Below are 19,039 nucleotides of genomic sequence, written 5' to 3'. Positions count from 1 at the left end.
CAGCCTGTGCTTATTGTTTGGGTACAGAGTCATTTGAAAATGCTCTTAGCAGCATTGGCATCTTAATTTGATATTTAGGTATATAATTAATGTCGCCTTACTTGTCTGGATTGAGGACGACAAGTTGTTGAAGTCAGCGTCGCTGCAATTGTAGTGAGAAGTTAGAACCAGAAGTGTTTATGACGGTAACTACCGCAATAAAAGCTTACTCGGTAATATTCCAGATAATTTCGTTGCTTTGATCGGAAATTTAAGGGTTAAATATGTCTCGTCGTGGTGTAATTCAAAGGCGACCAGTTCCGCCTGACTCTGTATATAATAGCCGTTTGGTTAGCATGATTATTCGCCGGATTATGCGCCACGGGAAAAAATCACTGGCTGCGCGTATTGTTTACGATGCCATGAAAACAATTGGGGAACGCACTGGTGGCGACCCCCTAGAAACATTTGAAAGAGCAGTGCGGAATGCCACTCCTCTGGTTGAGGTAAAAGCACGACGAGTCGGTGGTGCAACCTATCAAGTACCAATGGAAGTACGTAATGAACGCGGCACAACTTTGGCGTTGCGTTGGTTGGTACAGTATTCTCGCCAACGCCCCGGTCGTACAATGGCAGGCAGACTCGCAAATGAGTTGATGGATGCTGCCAATGAAACCGGCAGCGCAATTAAGAAACGAGAAGAGACGCATCGGATGGCAGAAGCCAATAAAGCTTTCGCGCATTATCGTTATTAAGCGGGCGGTATGCCTACCTCACAAGATAGAGTTTTATCGTCCGTTTTTTTTGTTTTTGATCCTCTTTTAAAAAGAGAACCGATATATCGCATGAGCTTGAATTTGCGGTATGTCGGATTTACAAAAAAAGGCGGTTTTCCGTAAAAGTATAGAAACTTAACAAAGTGTAATATACGAAATATATGGGCGAAAAATATAGGAGGGAGCCGTGGCACGTACTATCCCGCTAGAGAGGGTACGCAATATTGGTATCGCGGCGCATATAGATGCGGGCAAAACCACAACAACAGAGAGAATATTATTTTACTCTGGGATAATTCATAAAATTGGTGAAGTACACGAAGGTACCGCCGTTACCGACTGGATGGATCAGGAACGGGAACGCGGTATTACAATCACAGCTGCCGCGATTAGCACTAGTTGGAAAGACCATCAAATAAACATTATCGATACTCCCGGTCACGTAGACTTCACAATTGAAGTCGAGCGCTCAATGCGGGTATTGGATGGTGTAATTACAGTTCTTTGTTCCGTAGGTGGCGTGCAGCCCCAGACGGAAACTGTATGGAGACAAGCAGACCGTTACAAAGTACCCCGGATTGTTTTTATCAACAAAATGGATCGTACTGGCGCAAACTTTTATAAAGTTTACGAACAAGTACGCGATCGCCTCCGTACCAACGCGATCCCCATCCAATTACCCATTGGCGCAGAAACAGAATTTTTAGGATTGGTTGACCTGGTAAAGATGCGTGCATACATCTATACCAATGATAAAGGTACTGATATTCAAGAAGAAGATATTCCCGCAGACATGCAGGAACTCGTAGCAGAATACCGCGCCAAGTTGATTGAAGCGGTATCAGAGACCAGCGACGAACTGATGAATAAGTACTTTGAAGGTGAAGAACTCACCGAAGAAGAAATTCATACAGCATTACGTAAAGGAACCGTAACAGGTAAGATTGTACCAATGCTTTGCGGTTCTGCCTTCAAAAACAAAGGCGTACAACTGTTGCTAGACGCAGTTGTTGATTACTTACCATCCCCCCCAGAAGTACCAGCCATTCAAGGAACCCTACCGAATGGTGATACTGTTGAGCGTCATGCTGATGACAGTGAGCCATTATCTGCACTCGCCTTCAAGATTATGGCTGACCCCTACGGTCGTCTCACATTCGTGCGTGTTTATTCAGGAGTCTTGAAAAAAGGCAGCTACGTTCTGAATGCGACGAAAGGAAAGAAAGAACGAATCTCTCGCCTAGTGATATTAAAGGCAGATGAGAGACAAGACGTAGATGAGCTTCGTGCTGGTGATTTAGGGGCAGCACTAGGATTAAAAGATACATTGACTGGTGATACAATCACAGACGAGAACTCACCAGTAATCCTAGAATCTCTGTTCATCCCAGAGCCGGTTATCTCGGTGGCGGTAGAACCCAAAACCAAGAACGACATGGACAAGCTGTCCAAGGCTCTGCAATCGCTCTCCGAAGAAGACCCAACCTTCCGTGTTAGCGTTGACCAGGAAACAAACCAAACTGTGATTGCCGGAATGGGAGAGCTACACCTAGAAATACTCGTAGACCGGATGTTACGCGAATTTAAGGTAGAAGCTAATGTGGGCGCACCACAGGTAGCTTACCGCGAAACAATTCGCAAAGCCGTAACTAGAGTAGAAGGTAAATTCATCCGTCAAAGCGGTGGTAAAGGACAGTACGGTCACGTAGTCATCGATCTGCAACCAGGGGAACCTGGAAGCGGTTTTGAATTTGTCTCCAAAATAGTTGGTGGTACTGTACCTAAAGAGTACATTGGACCGGCGGAAACGGGGATGAAAGAAAGTACCGAATCCGGTATCTTAGCTGGATATCCCCTGATTGATGTTAAAGCAACTCTGGTTGATGGGTCTTACCATGATGTAGACTCTTCAGAAATGGCTTTTAAAATTGCTGGTTCCATGGCAATGAAAGAAGCTGTGATGAAGGCTTCGCCCGTACTGCTAGAACCCATGATGAAAGTTGAGGTAGAAGTACCAGAAAACTTTCTTGGGGATGTGATGGGAGACCTTAATTCCCGTCGCGGACAAATAGAAGGCATGGGATCGGAACAGGGTCTTGCAAAAGTAACTGCTAAAGTCCCATTGGCAGAAATGTTTGGCTACGCTACTGACATTCGGTCGAAGACCCAAGGTCGTGGTATCTTCTCAATGGAGTTTAGCCATTACGATGAAGTCCCTCGCAATGTTGCCGAGGCAATCATCGCTAAAAGCAAAGGGAACGCATAACTTAAAGATAAAGGAAACGAGTATTCATGGCACGCGCAAAGTTTGAACGGACTAAACCCCACGTTAACATTGGTACTATCGGTCACGTTGACCATGGTAAAACCACTTTAACCGCAGCTATCACCATGACCCTTGCGGCTCTGGGGAATGCAGTAGCAAAAGCTTATGACCAAATTGATGCCGCTCCAGAAGAACGGGCACGTGGTATTACAATTAATACCGCGCACGTAGAGTACGAAACAGAAAATCGTCACTATGCCCACGTAGATTGTCCAGGCCACGCTGACTATGTGAAAAACATGATCACTGGTGCAGCACAAATGGACGGTGGTATATTGGTTTGCTCTGCTGCTGACGGTCCCATGCCCCAAACTCGCGAACACATTCTGTTGGCGAAGCAAGTAGGTGTACCCAGCTTGGTTGTCTTCTTGAATAAAGAAGACATGGTGGACGACGAAGAACTATTGGAACTCGTAGAATTGGAAGTCCGCGAACTCCTTAGCAGCTACGATTTCCCTGGTGATGATATTCCCATCATCAAAGGTTCTGGTTTGCAAGCATTGGAAAAAATGACTGCGGCTCCCAAGACCCAACGTGGAGAAGACAAGTGGGTAGATAAAATCTATGAATTGATGGATGCTGTAGATTCTTACATTCCTACCCCCGAACGTGACATTGATAAGCCTTTCCTGATGGCGGTAGAAGACGTATTCTCCATCTCTGGTCGCGGTACAGTTGCTACTGGACGGATTGAACGTGGAAAAGTCAAAGTTGGCGACAACGTTGAGTTAGTTGGTATTAGAGATACCCGTGCGACAACTGTAACTGGGATCGAGATGTTCAAGAAGAGCCTCGAAGAAGGTATGGCTGGTGATAACGCTGGTTTACTACTTCGCGGTTTGAAGAAAGAAGAAATTGAGCGCGGTATGGTTTTGGCTAAACCAGGTTCTATCACCCCTCATACCGACTTTGAAGGTGAAGTATACGTTTTGACCGAAAAAGAAGGTGGTCGTAAGACTCCTTTCTTTGCAGGCTATCGTCCTCAGTTTTACGTACGTACCACTGATGTGACTGGAACCATCGAAGCATTTACCTCGGATGACGGTAGCGCCGCAGAAATGGTTATGCCTGGAGACCGGATTAAAATGACTGTGAAGTTAATTAACCCGATCGCAATTGAACAAGGTATGCGCTTTGCTATTCGTGAAGGCGGTCGTACCATTGGTGCTGGTGTTGTTTCCAAAATTGTTAAATAACACTTGGCTTTTTAGTTAAATATTAGAGCGGGGATGATATAATACGTCTCTGCTCTTTTTATATCCCCAAATCTTATTTTGGATTCTAGATTTTGGACTTGAACTTGAAGACTTGAACTTGCAAATTAAATCCAAAATCCAAAATCCAAAATCTCAAATCTGTAGAACCAGGAAAACTTAAGATGGCAACGCTACAACAACAAAAAATCAGAATTCGTTTGCAAGCCTTTGATCGCCGTTTATTAGATACTTCTTGCGAAAAGATTGTCGATACAGCTAACCGCACAAACGCAACAGCTATTGGTCCGATTCCTCTACCAACAAAACGTAAGATTTATTGCGTATTGCGATCGCCACACGTTGATAAAGACTCACGAGAACATTTTGAAACCCGCACCCACCGTCGCATCATTGATATTTACCAACCTTCTTCTAAAACGATTGACGCATTGATGAAGTTAGATTTGCCATCTGGTGTTGATATTGAAGTTAAATTGTAATTGGTTGAGAGCTAATAGTTAATAGTGATAGTTAGTAGTTGATGGCAAGATTTTAGTTATTGGTTTCGCCTTTTTAACTATTCTCTCTCCACAAAAAACTACTAACAACTCACCAGCAACTATTAATCAGTACCTAACCAAAATACATAGTGTAAATGATTACAAAGCCTGGAGAAATATTTCTCAGGGCTTTTTAATTGCAGCGAAACAAAATGATAAGATTTAAGAGTAATACGGGGAAAATTAAAGACTTGATATCTAATCAACAATTAAATTTATACCAGAGTAAAAATGGCTTCATCTAAAATTGCAGTTCGCGAACTACCTCTGTTCCCGTTACCGGAAGTAGTTCTATTTCCCACCAGACCTCTACCCCTGCATATTTTTGAGTATCGTTACCGAATCATGATGAACACGATTTTGGAAAGCGATCGCAGGTTTGGAGTATTGATGGTTGATCCGATTAAAGGCAAAATCGCCAACGTTGGCTGTTGTGCAGAAGTAATTCACCACCAACGTCTACCAGATGATCGAATGCATATGGTGACATTAGGACAACAAAGATTTCGGGTTCTCGAATACTTGCGCGAGAAGCCTTACCGAGTTGGTTTAGTTGAATGGATTGAAGACGAACCCCCAAGCCAGGACTTACAGCCCATAGCTACAGGTGTCGAACAACTTTTACGGGATGTTGTGCGTTTATCTGCAAAGCTGACTGACCAAAATATTGAATTGCCTGAAGACTTACCCAATTTACCAGTAGAGCTATCATACTGGGTTGCCCATAATCTACATGGTGTACCTTTGGAACAGCAAGCATTATTAGAAATGCGATCGACTGTTACACGTTTAGAACGGGAAGCAGAAATCTTGACTTCGACTCGCAATCATCTAGCTGCTCGCACCGTTCTGAAAGATACATTTAACCAGAAATTATAAGTACACTTTTCAACGAGTTGTTAGCTGTTATTTTCCGCTATAATGCTTATTTAAAATCTCAAATTGTTACCCAAAAACTAACAGCAGGCGACTATCAATCACTGATAACTACTACCTAAATTGCATCAGTTGGCAATACATTGTAGCTACCAAAAATTTTCAGGATTTCTGTGTAATTTAACAGTTCCTGCAATGCTGACTGCATCAATGGTTGGTGAATGTTTGCTTCAATGTCGATGAAAAATAAATACTCCCCTAAAGAGCGCTTGGTTGGACGTGACTCAATCCGACTGAGATTAATTCCTAAGTTTGCAAATACTTGTAGTGTTTTTGCTAACACCCCAGGTAAATTGGCAGGAACACTAAACGCTAAGGAAGTATGACTGGCATTGGTTGGGGATGTTAAAAATGATTCTACATTACTGTTTTGACTCACTACCCAAAAACGAGTACAGTTTTCAGGACTGTCATTTATATCCCTAGCTAATATTGGTAAGTGATAAAGCTTTGCGGCTCTTTGTGAAGAGATTGCAGCAGCGCTTAAATCAGCTTCCAGGCTTTGAAGTGCTTCGGTTGTCGAATTAGTTGCTACGGTTTGAACGTTCGGAAGAAAACGTTCTAACCATCTTTGACATTGTGCCAAAGCTTGAGGGTGCGAATATACAGTTTGGATGTTCTCTAAACTAGTAGCACAAGAAATCAGTACGTGAATGATAGGCATGACTAAAGCTAAACTAATTTGTAAATTGTCTAGCTGCCACATCGCATCCATTGTCATTGTCACGCTACCTTCAATCGAATTTTCTGCGGGTACTACGGCTAATTTTGCCTGCCCCTCCGCTACAGCTTTGATGGATTGGGCAATGCTGGGATAGGGACACAAAATAACATTTTCAACTGTTGTCTTCGCCAGCCAGTCCATATAAAACAGAGCCGCCTGTTCGCTATAATTTCCTGGAGGTCCTAAATGTGCGATTGATAGATTCATATTATACTCGCCTGAATTGCAAACTTAATTCATCAAACTTAATTCATAAAATTCGCTTCAATCTTCTGATACACTACTGTTAATTCAAAATTAACCTAAATTTTCACAGGGAAGGATATATTCTTTCAATATTTTCTTCAGGTTGATAGTAATCTCATCACCAGCATTGATGACCAAAAATTGATGAGGCGTTTGGAAATAATGCCTTTTCATTGATTTTAAAGTCAAATAAGAGTTGGCTGATGAGTATTTTCTGGGTATCGATAAATATCTTAAATCAAAAATATTAAAATATTCATAAAGGTAATTTCAAAAAACCATGGCGACTAAGTTTATTAGCACCCAATCTGTAGAACTTGCCGTTCCAGAACAAGTAATTCCGATTCAACACTACCTCCGCCAACCACAACGTCTAGTTAATGCTTTAGTTGACTCCAGCAGAATTAAGCAACTTTCAGAAGAAACATTTCGCCTAAAAATGCGACCGCTTACTTTCATGTCATTAAGCATTCAACCGACTGTTGAAATGAGAGTTTGGCTGAAATCAAATGGAGTCATTGGGCTACAGTCAATAGGTTGTGAAATTATAGGTTTTGAGTATATTAACCAACGCTTCAATCTCAATTTAGAGGGGTATTTATCTGTTGAAGAACTGTTCACAGGGACGCATTTAAAAGGTCAAGCAGATCTACAAGTAATAATAGATTTGCCTCCTCCCTTTTGCTTCACTCCCAAAACGATTTTGGAAACAGCTGGTAATGGTTTACTAAAAAGCGTCTTACTCACAATTAAACAGCGATTATTACATCAGTTACTTGCAGACTATTGTCATTGGGTTGAATTACAAACTCAAGATGTCCAAAGTTGTGAGGTGAAAACTATGACTACGAGTCAAGAGTCGGGAATTAGGAGTCAAAGCTCAGAGGCTTGTTTACCTTAATCTTGGTAATTGTGATTTCTATAGTCTTTCTCACTCTTGAATTCTAATTCCTGACTTCTTAATTCTTTTGGCAGGGACTAAAAGATTTACGGTGCAACCTTGTAACTCCGTACTCCTGTATAGCTGCTAAATGGCGTTGGCTACCATAACCTTTATTACGTGCTAAATCGTATTGTGGATAATTAATAGCCAGTCGGCAGATTAAATCATCACGCCACACTTTAGCAATAATACTTGCGGCAGCGATCGCCAGAGATAAAGAATCACCCTTAATAATAGTTTGTTGGGACATCAACAAACCATTCACACGATAATTGCCATCAATTAAGCAAAGTGTTGGCTGTACTGAAAGTTTAAGTACAGCCCTTTTCATTGCCAGTAAAGAAGCCTGCAAAATGTTGATTTGGTCAATTTCAGCAACTGAAGCAAAACCGATTCTCCAATCGCAGGCGATCGCACCAATCTGATGCGCGAGTATACTGCGGCGCAATGGTGACAATTTTTTACTGTCATTAATTCCTGCTGTGATTAATTCCGAAAAAGCACTTTGCGGCAATATTACTGCTGCTGCTACCACAGGACCAAATAACGCTCCGCGTCCAACTTCATCAACACCTGCAATTAGTCCTGGCTGATTCGACAAAGTGGATAATTCTAACCAGTTTGATGTAGTTGGCAATAGAGGTAATTCAATATCTGTTGTCTGCCGTTGTTTGACCATAAATGCTATCTATACAATGCCTAGGAAATACCCTAGGAATCAGCATCATCAGAGGCAGAAGAACGACGACGACGACGACGATTGGGAGTCCCAGAGTCACTCTCATCGCTGGCACTCATGGTTTCTTCTACTTGCTTAACCACTGATTCAATTTTGACTGGTTCTGGCTCTTCGTCCTCAACTTCTTCAATTATGGGTTCTGGTTCTTTGCTAATTTTAATTGGGGCAGGGATTGGAACTGACGCGACAGGTGCAAATGTTTCTTCTTGTTCGGGTGGTGGTGCAGTAGAACCTTGACCTGGTAGGGTCACGTTAATAATTACGGATTTGGGATTTTTCACTTCCCGATTTAAGCGCAATAACGGCGAAACACCCATCAATGCGTAAACATCCTGTTCATCAGTAGTCATTTCCACCGAAACAATTTCTGGAGGTTCGACAACTGGTTTGATCGGTTCGAGCTTTGTTTTTGTGCGATGATCGTAGAGTGTCCCTTTCTGAGCATCACCGCGATCGCTCCAATGGGATTTACCCACTCCGATGGTTGGTAGTTCGGGTGTTCCTCCCATCTCCACATCACTATCGCTATCAAAGTCGGCATCACTCACAAAAGGTATGGGACTTCCGGCTAGCCTCGGCTCCTCTTTCCCATTCCCCGCATTTATACCACCGCCGATACGTTGACGGCGGCGGACACGACGGTTTTTATCACCTAGTTCTTGATAACTAGGATGGTTAATTAAATTCAAAGAATTAAACTCTGGTTCCGCATCAAATCCTTCGTTATAGGAGTCATAACTTTCCCGTGGATAGCTTTCCCGTGGTTCATTGTTAATCCGAGCTACTGGCATCCGGGATTCCCGATGGGTTTCTCGTTGCAGCATTGGTGAAACGAACCGTTCGGGCATTTCTGTGGGAGTGGCGGCAACCCGGGCTTCCGTTTCTCCCGGTAGATGTACGACATGTCCCAAGCCACCACAGGTTTGACAGGTTTGCCCGAACAATTCGTAAATATTTTGACCTTGGCGTTTGCGGGTTAGCTCCACCAAACCTAGTTCGGTTAACTGGGCAATTTGTGGACGTGCTTTATCTGCTCTCAGGGCTTTATTAAAGTGTTCAAGGACATGTAATTGGTCACGTCTGGATTCCATGTCTATAAAATCAACTACAATCACACCCGCAATATTACGTAGACGTAGTTGACGGGCAATTTCGGTTGCGGCTTCGCAGTTGGTCCAAAGTACGGTTTCGCGTGCAGTTGCCGAACGGGTAAATGAGCCAGAGTTGACATCAATGACCGTTAATGCTTCCGTTGGCTCAATAATTATATAACCGCCTGAAGGTAAATCGACCCTCGGCTTTAGGGCTTCTTTAATTGCCGCACTGACGCGGAAATACTCTAAAATAGGTGCGCGATCGCGATGGTGATCGATTAACAATCCTTGGGGAGTTTGTCCACCACTCCAATTTTGCAAGTACTGCTTGACTCGCTTCAGCCCGGTACTCGAATCCACTACAATTCGGTTGACATCTGCGCCATACATATCCCGGAGGACGCGCTGAATAAAGTCATCGTCGCGGTTGAGCAATGCTGGGGCACGGGTTGACTGTGCCTCTTGCTGAATTAATTCCCACTGCTTTTGCAGCGCTTCTAAGTCTTCAATAATCGCTTCTTCTGGTTTGCCTTCAGCTTCGGTACGTACCAATAAACCCATACCCGCAGGTTTAATCAGAATTGCTAATGCCCGCAATCGGTTACGTTCGTTCTCGTTTCTGATGCGACGAGATAAATTTACGCCTCTTCCATAGGGCATTAAGACTACATAACGACCTGGTAAGGTAATATTACCTGTTAGTCTTGGTCCTTTAGTACCTGTAGGCTCCTTCATTACTTGCACCAAAACTTTCTGCTGTGGTGTAAGCAACTCAGTAATTGCGGCAGCACTGCGTTTTAATCGTAATGGTCCTAAATCAGTGACGTGAATAAAACCATTACGTTCAGGGTCGCCAATGTTTACAAATGCAGCATCAATCCCAGGTAACACATTTTCGACAACGCCTAAGTAAATATCACCAATTTGGTGATGTCCTGTGGCGACTACAAGTTCTTGTATTTGATCTTCAGAAAAAACAGCGGCAATTTGATGCTGCTCGGCTATGATAATTTGTTTCGGCATTCAATTTCCTCAAAAATTGGCAGCACAAACGATTCTGGAGGTTGCTTATCCATCTTTGCCTTGGCTTCCATTTTTTGTTGCTAATAATAACAAGTTCTTAGTTCCAGTCTTAATGGGGGAAGCTATCAACATCATAATGACAAGCGCATTTGCTGGCGAGGAGCATTGCCTAACTACGCTTTAGTAAGCCTACGTTCCAGAACGGCTGCATAAAGTTTCAGCAATAATAATCATTCGCTCTTGGTTATTATTACTGCAATACTGCATCCAAAAGAGTCTAAGTCAAAAGTTCTGTACGTTGCAAGAAGTAAAAACTTGTCCTGTCGGATAAGTGATTTTTAGAAGGCGTTAGAGCCAAAAAGCTTGTCATAGTAGTGACTGACTGCAATAACAGCATTAAGCCACCAATCAATACAAACTCATTCTTGATTCGTTCTCAGGGTTCCTGCTATCTAATTCATGGATATACTTACATCCCTTCCTTAGTTGACGTTTCTATGGGTGATGTCGTTACGCCATTGGCGACAGTGGGGAAATCCACACACTGGCTCATCTTTAACCCTCAACGTCCAGACACGGGCTAGCCGTCCGTGTTTTGTATAGACTTAAAGTTAAGTCTCTAGATTACTTAGCTTAATTTTCGCCAGTGGTAATCTTTTTGGTCAGAGTTACTCAGCTACTAGTTCTTGCCTTTTGTCAACCTATATTTTCCAGAAAGTTTGTCTAGATTTGTTAAGGTTTGTCATGGCTTTAGGTCTCCTAGTCCGTTCTCCTGGGGCACATTCTTGATAATAACAGTCCGCAAAGTCGGAAACCCTGGATTCGGCAGCTATTTTTTTAGCTTGTACAAGCTGTCAGCGTGAGCAGTATTCTAGCTTAAACTAGCTTTTAACTTTACCGAAAGGGAATAGCAAATAGAAAACCTCTTGCTATTCCCAGAGGTTGAGCTACTGTCACTACCTCATCTCCAGAATTTTTCGCACCTTTACGATCAGGAATTAGTAAAAATACCTACAGCACTCATAAAGTGTGGATTCAACATTCAGCAATTGTTGTTAAAAGATATGACGAGATTTGCTGACGGAGCGTAATTTAGCTGGCTGATTCATAAAAATAGCTGTAAGTGAGAGAGTGCTATCTAATCTACACGGTTTGTATCCGGGAAAAACCCTAGAAATGACACTCTGAAATCTTTGCTCTTCTACCCTGAATATAAGGGGAACGAATCAGTTCACTCAATGCAGCGTCAGAAAATTTCTCTTCACCCCATTCTAACGCAACCTTGCAAAAAATCAATTCTTTCATGTCGGGTTTGAGGGTAAGAGATTGAGTGCTTCCTCTCTTTGTGCTTAACTCCGCATTTAATCCCGCAAAATCAGGGTACGTCGATGTACTTGTAAGAGTTGAAATTCTCTACCTGCGACTTTTTCTAGCATAAACAAGATGTGTTCTGGGCGCAACAGGGTTCCATCGTTACGACAACTACCTAGATATCTTAGTGTTACAGCATCGCCACTAATTTTGGCTGAACCTTCAACTAATTGTAATTCAAACAAGCGATCGCGCAGATTGACTGTATGGGTTTTGCCGGATTTTGTTGTTTGCTCCCACAAAAATTCTGCTTGGGTTTTGATTGTATCAATCCATAATTCCCACTGTGCAGGGTTTGTTTGCTCCATGGTGGCGACTGTGATGTCATATGCAGCATTTTCTAAAATTTGAGTTGCGGCTGGTGCTTTTAAATCCAGTTCTACGACTTTGTATATCGGTATCTCCTCTGGTAAGGCTTGCACAAGTTGTTGGCGAAAATTTTCTAGATCAAGAATTTGTGTGAGTTCAAAATCAACGATTTCACCACTACTGGTAGCACCTAAGGGCAATGCATTAGCCAGAGAAATCCGGGGGTTAGGATGGAATCCTCCCGTAAAAGCGATTGGTAATCCAGCCCGTCGCACAACACGATCAAATAATCGCGTTAGGTCTAAATGCCCGACTAATGACATGTTCCCAAGTTTACCAAACCAAACCCGTAAGCGCTGTACTTTGTTGGTATTGGGGACAAAATCTCCAATAAATTCAGGGATGGCAGGGGGTTCAATGACAATATTATGACCAAAGTCAGTACCACAAACCCCGCAGTGGGAACAACCGTCAAAGGAACAATCGGGAACTGTAGCGGCTGCAAGGGCACGTTGCAAATCTTCTTGTAGCCATTTTTTCTCGATGCCAGTGTCGATATGATCCCAAGGAAGAGGTGTATCCAGAATTGGGAGATTTTGATTTTCCCCTTCTTCTTGTCTGGCTGGCACGCTAAATACATTCCATTCGCCATTTTCGATTTGGCGATACTTGAAGGATAAACCAACTTCGGCAATAGCTTGTGCCCAAGCGCCAAAGGCTTTGTCTATGCTGTCATACCAAGCATCCATGCCAGCACCCAGTTCCCAGGCTCTTTTGACAACTTTACCAAGAGTGCGATCGCCGCGTCCAATAAAGTCTTCCATTGCGGAAATCCGTACGTCGGTATAATTGACTTTTACACCGCGTAGTTGACGAAATTCTCGACGTAATAATCTTTGTTTGCGCTCAAATTCGGCGGCGGCGACGGAGTGCCATTGAAATGGGGTATGGGGTTTGGGGGTAAAATTAGAAATTGTCAGGTTAAAATTGAGTGGCTTTCTTCCTTTCTCGCGGCATTCACGTTGTAACCAAGCAACTGTTTCCACGATTCCGAGAACATCACTATCGGTTTCACCCGGTAAACCAATCATGAAATACAGCTTGATTTTGTCCCAACCTTTTTCCCAAGCTGTTTTCACGCCACGTAATAATTCTTCATTTGTCAAACCCTTATTGACAATATCACGCATCCGTTGCGTGCCGGCTTCCGGAGCAAAGGTTAAACCAGCTTGCCTGGTTCCACCTAAAATATTAGCAATGTTTTCGTCAAACCTATCTACCCTTTGGCTGGGCAACGAAAGCGAGATATTTTCATCCTTTAGGCGATTTTTGATTTCTACTCCGACTGCGGGCAGGGAAAGATAATCAGAGCAGGATAGCGATAGTAGGGAGAACTCGTTATAACCAGTTTCCCGCATTCCCTGATCTATGGCTGCCACAACTTTATCAGGTTCGACATCGCGAGCAGGGCGGGTGAGCATTCCTGGTTGACAGAAGCGACATCCTCGCGTGCATCCACGTCTAATCTCGATTGTCAAGCGGTCGTGGACAGTTTCCACGTACGGAACAAGTCCAATGGAGTATGCGGGGATTGGAGTTGCCACCCGCCGCAAAATTCTTGGGGGCACATCAGGGCGGTTGGGATGAACCGAACCATCTGTGGTTAAGTCGTAGAATCTGGGTACATAGACTCCTGGGACTTGTGCCAAATCGAGTAATAACTCTTCACGACTCAAACCTGCGGCTTTACCTTCTTCTAAAACTAAACCGATTTCCGGCAGCAGTTCTTCGCCATCACCCAAGGCAATAAAATCAAAAAAGTCGGTGTAAGGTTCAGGATTCGATGTTGCTGTTTGTCCACCTGCGAAAATCAGGGGGTAGTTTCCGGCATCCCGTTCTTTCCATGTCAGGGGAATTGCAGCTAAATCGAGCATTTCCAGGATATTGGTTGCTCCTAGCTCGTAACTGAGGCTAAACCCTAGGATATCAAATTCAACGAGCGATCGCTTGGACTCAACTGCAAACAAAGGGGTTTGGGTTGCCCGCAGTTTAGCAGCTAAGTCTGTTGCTGGTAAATAAGCGCGATCGCATAATTGACGGGGTTGAGCATTCAAAATGTTATAGAGGATGACATGCCCTAAATTCGATGCACCGACTTCATAAATTTCCGGGTAGGTTAGTACCCAGCGAACCTTAGCTTGGTGCCAAGGCTTGTGAATTGAACCCAGTTCGTTACCTAGGTAACGTGCGGGCTTGAGGATATCTGGTGTGATTAAGTCTTGTACTGCAACAGCCACGTTTTGCTATCTTCTAGCTTGTTTCAAAATTACAGCAATTCACATCCAACTTAGCACTTATTCGGGGTCTTAAGATATCTCAAGCCTTCTTTTTTATACTTGTTGGTATTTTTGATCGGTATTTTTATGAATAATTTTACGTTTGTCAATCTAGTATGGCGATTTCTGCCTCCAAATCTAGTATTTCAAATACGCGATCGAGTTGGGTGAGTTCAAAAATTATTCTCTGGGCGGAAGAGACAGAACAAAGGCTAAAGCGCTTATTTAGAGCTTGGGCAAGTTTGAGCGAAGATACTAGTGCCATTAGTCCGGCACTATCGAAGGATTCGACATCCTGGAAGCTGACTAATAAAGCCTGAGTGTCTTCATGTCTCAACATTGTTGTCAAGTCGCGTTCAATCTCTAATGCATTTGCCGCATTCAAGTTTCCTTGAGGAGCGACTGTTGTAAATTTCGTTTGACTAAGTACTGCTTGCATAATTACATCCTATATACCTATTTAAAGTGTGCAAACTTTAAAGATAGATGTATTTGACCATAAACTGTTTTCCCATGCATCGACCATTCGTATTAAATCTCTTTGCTGAATTTTATTGGTAGATGACCTAAGTTTAAAGATTCTTATAACCATTCAGGGAAATGTATTTAAATATACTTTTTTTACTTGCCATTCGACAAAGAATAACACAGTCAGCAGAAACGACTGTGGCTTAATCTGAATTTAAGAGGGAATTAAGCATAGTTTAAGCTCACTAAACAGCTGCGATCGCGATCGCTCAAAAAATTATTCAAAGTCACTTTTTATACTAAAAACTACATGAATAATTACTATGAAAGTAGGTTAGGTTTAATGTTATGCAAACAAAATATGCTATCCGCCAATTGGTAGAAAAGGCTCTGAATATCAAGAAACTGACTCCAGAAATTGAAAATGAAATTAATTATGAATTAACTGCACTGGGCTATATTTCTGATGTTGACTATGAAGCGTTGGAATTATTGATGGCGGAGATGGATGCTGGGCGTATCCAATTAGTTGCCACTAGTTGATGATAATTGAATGATTTAATTTTCAGGGAGATAATTCTTTGCGTAAACTAGTACATAATGACGGCAATGAGCACACCATTATTAAATGCTGAAAAGTCTACTAATAATGACTTTACCCAACCGCTAACTCATGACTTTTTTTAATGTACTAGTTAATTGAATTAAGTAGAATTCCTTAGCATAGAGTTTTGATTTATATCGTACGTATTTATACGTGATTTTAGCTATAATTTTCCACCAATAAGAACATAATTATACAAACCTCTTCTCAATTCCAGCATCACTCCACTGTACCTATTTAGAATCATCTTGAATATGTAGCCAAAGTTTTTGAATAAACTCATTTAATTTTTGCTTGGCAACTCGCTCAAGTTCTGGTTTTGCTTCCTTCACAAGCACTTGGCTAAGGAACTCAACAACTTCAGTGTCCAAAGCAGCTTGAAATGAATGTAAAGACCATAATAAATCAGATGCATTTCGCAAATCGCTAACTGTTATAGCTTCCTCGGCAAAATTGACTAGTAACAATGGACGTACCCAGCAAAGTTGGCGAGAAACAACCAATTGAATAAGTTCTACATACAAACGATTGTCGCCGCACTCTAGAAATAAAATTTGTCCCTGTTGAAACTTGAGATTATTATCCATATCCACTGGGCGTACACAGAGTCACACGAGTATTGCTATATTTTCGATTTTAGAGGGGAAAAGAGGGGAAATTCCCATACCCCCTAACCAATTGTGTTTGCCAGTCGTGCAATATATTTTAGAATCAATGTTATAGAATAAATGTGATGATTGTGGAAAACTGTGAAAAAATCTGAGCAAAGGCTCTGCTGTAGTCATAAGAAAACGTTCATAGCAAAAGAACCGTGTCAGTCGAAACTATTCAAAAGCCTTCAACAACCCGGAAATTAGCCCCTAGGTATCGGGTTTTGCTCCATAACGACGATTTTAACTCGATGGAGCATGTGGTACAAACCCTCATGACTACTGTGCCCAGCCTGACACAACCCCAGGCTGTGAGCATTATGATGGAAGCCCATACGAATGGTATTGCCTTGGTTATCACTTGCGCTCAAGAACATGCCGAGTTTTATTGTGAAACCTTAAAAAGTCATGGTTTAACCAGTACGATTGAGCCAGATGAGTAAAATTTTTGTGGGTTGACAAATCCAATCTCGGAAACAGACAATACCAAGTTTCTGTGACATTTGCAGCAGATTCAAGCAAAATAATTTTTGTGGAGACGCGACACTGAAAGCAAAATATCGAAAGTGCCAAGTTCGTAGCTCCGCAATTTTGTATATAACTTGGTATGAAAATTAACTTAGCTTATCTAGCTCAATGTCCCGCACCTATCAGGATAATTAGCCTTCTATTATGTTTATTAGCGGTATGGTTGCCGATTGCTATACCAATATATTTACTTATAAATGATGCGAACTTAGTCACCATTTTAACAATGGGATTGTTGGCGATCGCATTTTTTATTTTCCTGCCACGTTGGGGTAAAATTGTTCATCAGGAATCTCATACATATCGTCGTCTTGGCTTAGAATTTAGTCGTAAGAACGGTGTTGAACTGTTACGGGGTTTAGCGATTGGATTAATTAGCATTCAATTATTGTTTTTGTCTCAAGCTGCATTCGGTTGGTTACAATGGCAGCCAGGAAATTTATCTGTTGTACGATTGATTGTGGAAGCGATACCCACAGCTTTTGGGACTGCGCTAGCTGAGGAATTATTTTTTCGCGGTTGGATATATGATGAGTTGGAACGCGACTATAAATCTGAGGTGGTGCTTTGGGCAAGTGCATTAATTTTTCCGATATCACACTTTATTAAACCCATTCCCGAAATCATTCGCACCTCGCCGCAATTTTTGGGATTGTTGCTGTTGGCATTATTATGTATTTGGGCAAAACGTTGTTTTCGGGGGCGTTTAGGTTTGTCGATAGGGATTCATGCGGGTTTAATTTGGGGTTGGTATGTTGTTAATGTTGGCAAGTTAATTAAATACACGGGAAATGTTCCTGTTTGGGTTACAGGTGTTAATGATAATCCTTTGGCTGGAGTTATGGGGTTAAGTTTTTTAGGAATTCTAGCTCTATGGATGCGGGGAAAAATTCAACGTTAAGTTAAAAATTCACAATTTTTTTTCTGTATAGATTTCGCACTGCTAAGTCTCTATAAACTGATTTTATTATCCCCGAATCTCAACAAGTCGGGGATATTTGCATTGAGAAAATAATCAGTTAACAGCAAGTCCTAATTACTCTAAAGGATTGCGAATAAATCCGCATTTGCTACTAGCACAAACATTCGCTAATCCTTCGGAAAAATGGTGTGCTTCATCGAATTGAGGTTCAATCACAAGTTTACCATTTTTATTGATATAACCCCACTTGGAAGCTATTTTAACCGGGGCTAATCCTTCATAAAAAACTGTTGCATCATCAAATTGTGGTTCAATAACTAAATCACCCTTACTATTGATATAACCGTATTTTGAACCAACTTTTACCCTTGCTAATTCTTCCCGAAAGGGAGTGGCAGCATCAAAGTTTGCCGGAATTACCAATGTACCTTGCTGATTGATAAACCCATATTTTTCACCTATTTTTACAGACGTTAACTCTTCTGCAAATAAATTTGCAGCATCATACTGAGGTTGAATAACTAATTTACCTTGTTTATTAATAAATCCCCATTTTTGGGCAAATTTAACTGCTGCTAATCCATTTGTAAAGAACAAAGCATCTTCAAATTGTGTGGGAATTACTATTTGACCTTTTTTATTAATATAGCCATATTTATCACCAATTTTTACTGTTGCTAATCCTTCCACAAATGCAGAAGTAACCGCATCAAATTGTGGTTCAATAACTAGCTTCCCTTTTTTACAAATAAACCCATATTTATTCCCAATTTTTACTGCCGCTAAACCATTTTCAAATAAACTAGGTTCATCAAATTGGGGTTGAATGACAAGTCTACCTTGTCTATTAATATAACCCCACTTTGAATCTAATTTCACGGCTGCCAACCCATCAGAAAAAGTCAAAACCTCCTCAAAATTAGCTTGGATAACAAGTTTCCCGCGCCGATTTATAAAGCCGTACTTTTTGCCAACTTTAATTGGTGCTAATCCTTCCGAAAATTCCGAACTTTGATTAAATTTCGCTGGTATTCTATAACGTATATTTTTAATACTCGGTACTTGCTGGCTATTTTCTATCGTTATCGAGGTATTTGCCCATGTAGGTGACACTGGCGATGACAAAGGTGCGACGATGGGGATTGCTACAACAACTGCCATAATCCCTTGTTGAAGTGGCTTCAGTAATTTTCGTTTATTATTCTGTGCCATGATATACATGCAAATTATATTAACTTAAGCTTGGCACAGAGCTTTAAGAAAATATTTGAGTAATTTTAGCGAGATTAAATTGTAACTATTAATACAT

General features: G+C 41.7%; 17 protein-coding genes. 10 read left to right on the top strand and 7 right to left on the bottom strand.

Translation table 11 applies throughout. The annotated features are described in order from the left end of the window. The first annotated feature begins 263 nt into the window (after positions 1 to 263). From rpsG to VB733_RS04045, 5 genes are all read left to right on the top strand, one after another. Positions 264 to 734: a 30S ribosomal protein S7 gene (rpsG, locus tag VB733_RS04065; protein WP_096615861.1), complete on the top strand. Its 471-nt coding sequence runs from the start codon at positions 264 to 266 to the stop codon at positions 732 to 734. A 208-nt stretch (positions 735 to 942) separates the two neighbouring features. After that, on the top strand, positions 943 to 3,021 hold the full coding sequence (gene fusA, locus VB733_RS04060; RefSeq protein WP_323338832.1) for an elongation factor G: 2,079 nt from the start codon (positions 943 to 945) through the stop codon (positions 3,019 to 3,021). Between the two features lie 26 nt (positions 3,022 to 3,047). Beyond that, positions 3,048 to 4,277, top strand: coding sequence for an elongation factor Tu (tuf, locus tag VB733_RS04055; RefSeq protein WP_096615863.1), 1,230 nt, complete (start codon positions 3,048 to 3,050; stop codon positions 4,275 to 4,277). A gap of 182 nt (positions 4,278 to 4,459) precedes the next feature. Beyond that, positions 4,460 to 4,777 carry a 30S ribosomal protein S10 gene (rpsJ, locus tag VB733_RS04050; RefSeq protein WP_010998474.1) on the top strand — a complete coding sequence of 106 codons (318 nt, stop codon included), beginning with the start codon at positions 4,460 to 4,462 and terminating at the stop codon, positions 4,775 to 4,777. A gap of 291 nt (positions 4,778 to 5,068) precedes the next feature. Next, on the top strand, positions 5,069 to 5,716 hold the full coding sequence (locus VB733_RS04045; RefSeq protein WP_323338831.1) for an LON peptidase substrate-binding domain-containing protein: 648 nt from the start codon (positions 5,069 to 5,071) through the stop codon (positions 5,714 to 5,716). A 115-nt stretch (positions 5,717 to 5,831) separates the two neighbouring features. Here VB733_RS04045 and pheA read toward each other — a convergent pair whose 3' ends face one another. After that, a complete protein-coding gene (pheA, locus tag VB733_RS04040) occupies positions 5,832 to 6,704 on the bottom strand; it encodes a prephenate dehydratase (RefSeq protein WP_323338830.1) in 873 nt (290 codons plus the stop codon). Between the two features lie 319 nt (positions 6,705 to 7,023). On the opposite strand from pheA, the gene VB733_RS04035 reads away from it, so the two are divergent. Continuing rightward, positions 7,024 to 7,644: a DUF1997 domain-containing protein gene (locus VB733_RS04035; protein WP_323338829.1), complete on the top strand. Its 621-nt coding sequence runs from the start codon at positions 7,024 to 7,026 to the stop codon at positions 7,642 to 7,644. Positions 7,645 to 7,702: 58 nt separating this feature from the next. Here the strand turns inward: VB733_RS04035 and VB733_RS04030 are convergent, their stop codons facing one another. Together VB733_RS04030 and VB733_RS04025 are read right to left on the bottom strand one after the other, a co-directional pair. Next, complete coding sequence (locus VB733_RS04030; protein WP_323338828.1) at positions 7,703 to 8,365, bottom strand: ribonuclease HII; 663 nt, start codon at positions 8,363 to 8,365, stop codon at positions 7,703 to 7,705. Between the two features lie 32 nt (positions 8,366 to 8,397). Continuing rightward, the gene (locus VB733_RS04025) at positions 8,398 to 10,542 is read right to left on the bottom strand and encodes an Rne/Rng family ribonuclease (RefSeq protein WP_323338827.1); all 2,145 of its coding nucleotides are present in this window, start codon (positions 10,540 to 10,542) and stop codon (positions 8,398 to 8,400) included. A 374-nt stretch (positions 10,543 to 10,916) separates the two neighbouring features. Here VB733_RS04025 and VB733_RS04020 point away from each other — a divergent pair, with 374 nt between their 5' ends. Continuing rightward, complete coding sequence (locus VB733_RS04020; protein WP_323338826.1) at positions 10,917 to 11,126, top strand: hypothetical protein; 210 nt, start codon at positions 10,917 to 10,919, stop codon at positions 11,124 to 11,126. A 777-nt stretch (positions 11,127 to 11,903) separates the two neighbouring features. Here VB733_RS04020 and VB733_RS04015 read toward each other — a convergent pair. Continuing rightward, entirely contained in the window at positions 11,904 to 14,519 is a 2,616-nt protein-coding gene (locus VB733_RS04015; RefSeq protein ID WP_323338825.1) for a TIGR03960 family B12-binding radical SAM protein, read from the bottom strand. Between the two features lie 145 nt (positions 14,520 to 14,664). Further along, positions 14,665 to 14,997: an STAS domain-containing protein gene (locus tag VB733_RS04010; RefSeq protein ID WP_323338824.1), complete on the bottom strand. Its 333-nt coding sequence runs from the start codon at positions 14,995 to 14,997 to the stop codon at positions 14,665 to 14,667. Between the two features lie 377 nt (positions 14,998 to 15,374). Here VB733_RS04010 and VB733_RS04005 point away from each other — a divergent pair, with 377 nt between their 5' ends. Then, positions 15,375 to 15,569 carry a hypothetical protein gene (locus tag VB733_RS04005; protein WP_323338823.1) on the top strand — a complete coding sequence of 65 codons (195 nt, stop codon included), beginning with the start codon at positions 15,375 to 15,377 and terminating at the stop codon, positions 15,567 to 15,569. A 294-nt stretch (positions 15,570 to 15,863) separates the two neighbouring features. Here VB733_RS04005 and VB733_RS04000 read toward each other — a convergent pair whose 3' ends face one another. Further along, a complete protein-coding gene (locus VB733_RS04000) occupies positions 15,864 to 16,217 on the bottom strand; it encodes a hypothetical protein (protein WP_323338822.1) in 354 nt (117 codons plus the stop codon). 224 nt (positions 16,218 to 16,441) lie between these two features. On the opposite strand from VB733_RS04000, the gene clpS reads away from it, so the two are divergent. After that, positions 16,442 to 16,723 (top strand): ATP-dependent Clp protease adapter ClpS, encoded by a 282-nt coding sequence (clpS, locus tag VB733_RS03995; protein ID WP_096615873.1) that lies wholly within the window; start codon positions 16,442 to 16,444, stop codon positions 16,721 to 16,723. A 164-nt stretch (positions 16,724 to 16,887) separates the two neighbouring features. Continuing rightward, a complete protein-coding gene (locus VB733_RS03990) occupies positions 16,888 to 17,709 on the top strand; it encodes a CPBP family intramembrane glutamic endopeptidase (protein ID WP_323338821.1) in 822 nt (273 codons plus the stop codon). Between the two features lie 135 nt (positions 17,710 to 17,844). On the opposite strand, the gene VB733_RS03985 is transcribed toward VB733_RS03990, so the two are convergent. After that, positions 17,845 to 18,942 (bottom strand): WG repeat-containing protein, encoded by a 1,098-nt coding sequence (locus VB733_RS03985; protein WP_323338820.1) that lies wholly within the window; start codon positions 18,940 to 18,942, stop codon positions 17,845 to 17,847. Positions 18,943 to 19,039 lie beyond the last annotated feature (97 nt).

It is taken from the genome of Calothrix sp. UHCC 0171, assembly GCF_034931845.1.
Taxonomy (GTDB): Bacteria; Cyanobacteriota; Cyanobacteriia; order Cyanobacteriales; family Nostocaceae; genus Brunnivagina.
Note: the sequence above shows the minus strand (reverse complement) of the source record. Positions and strands in the feature narration are given on the sequence as shown.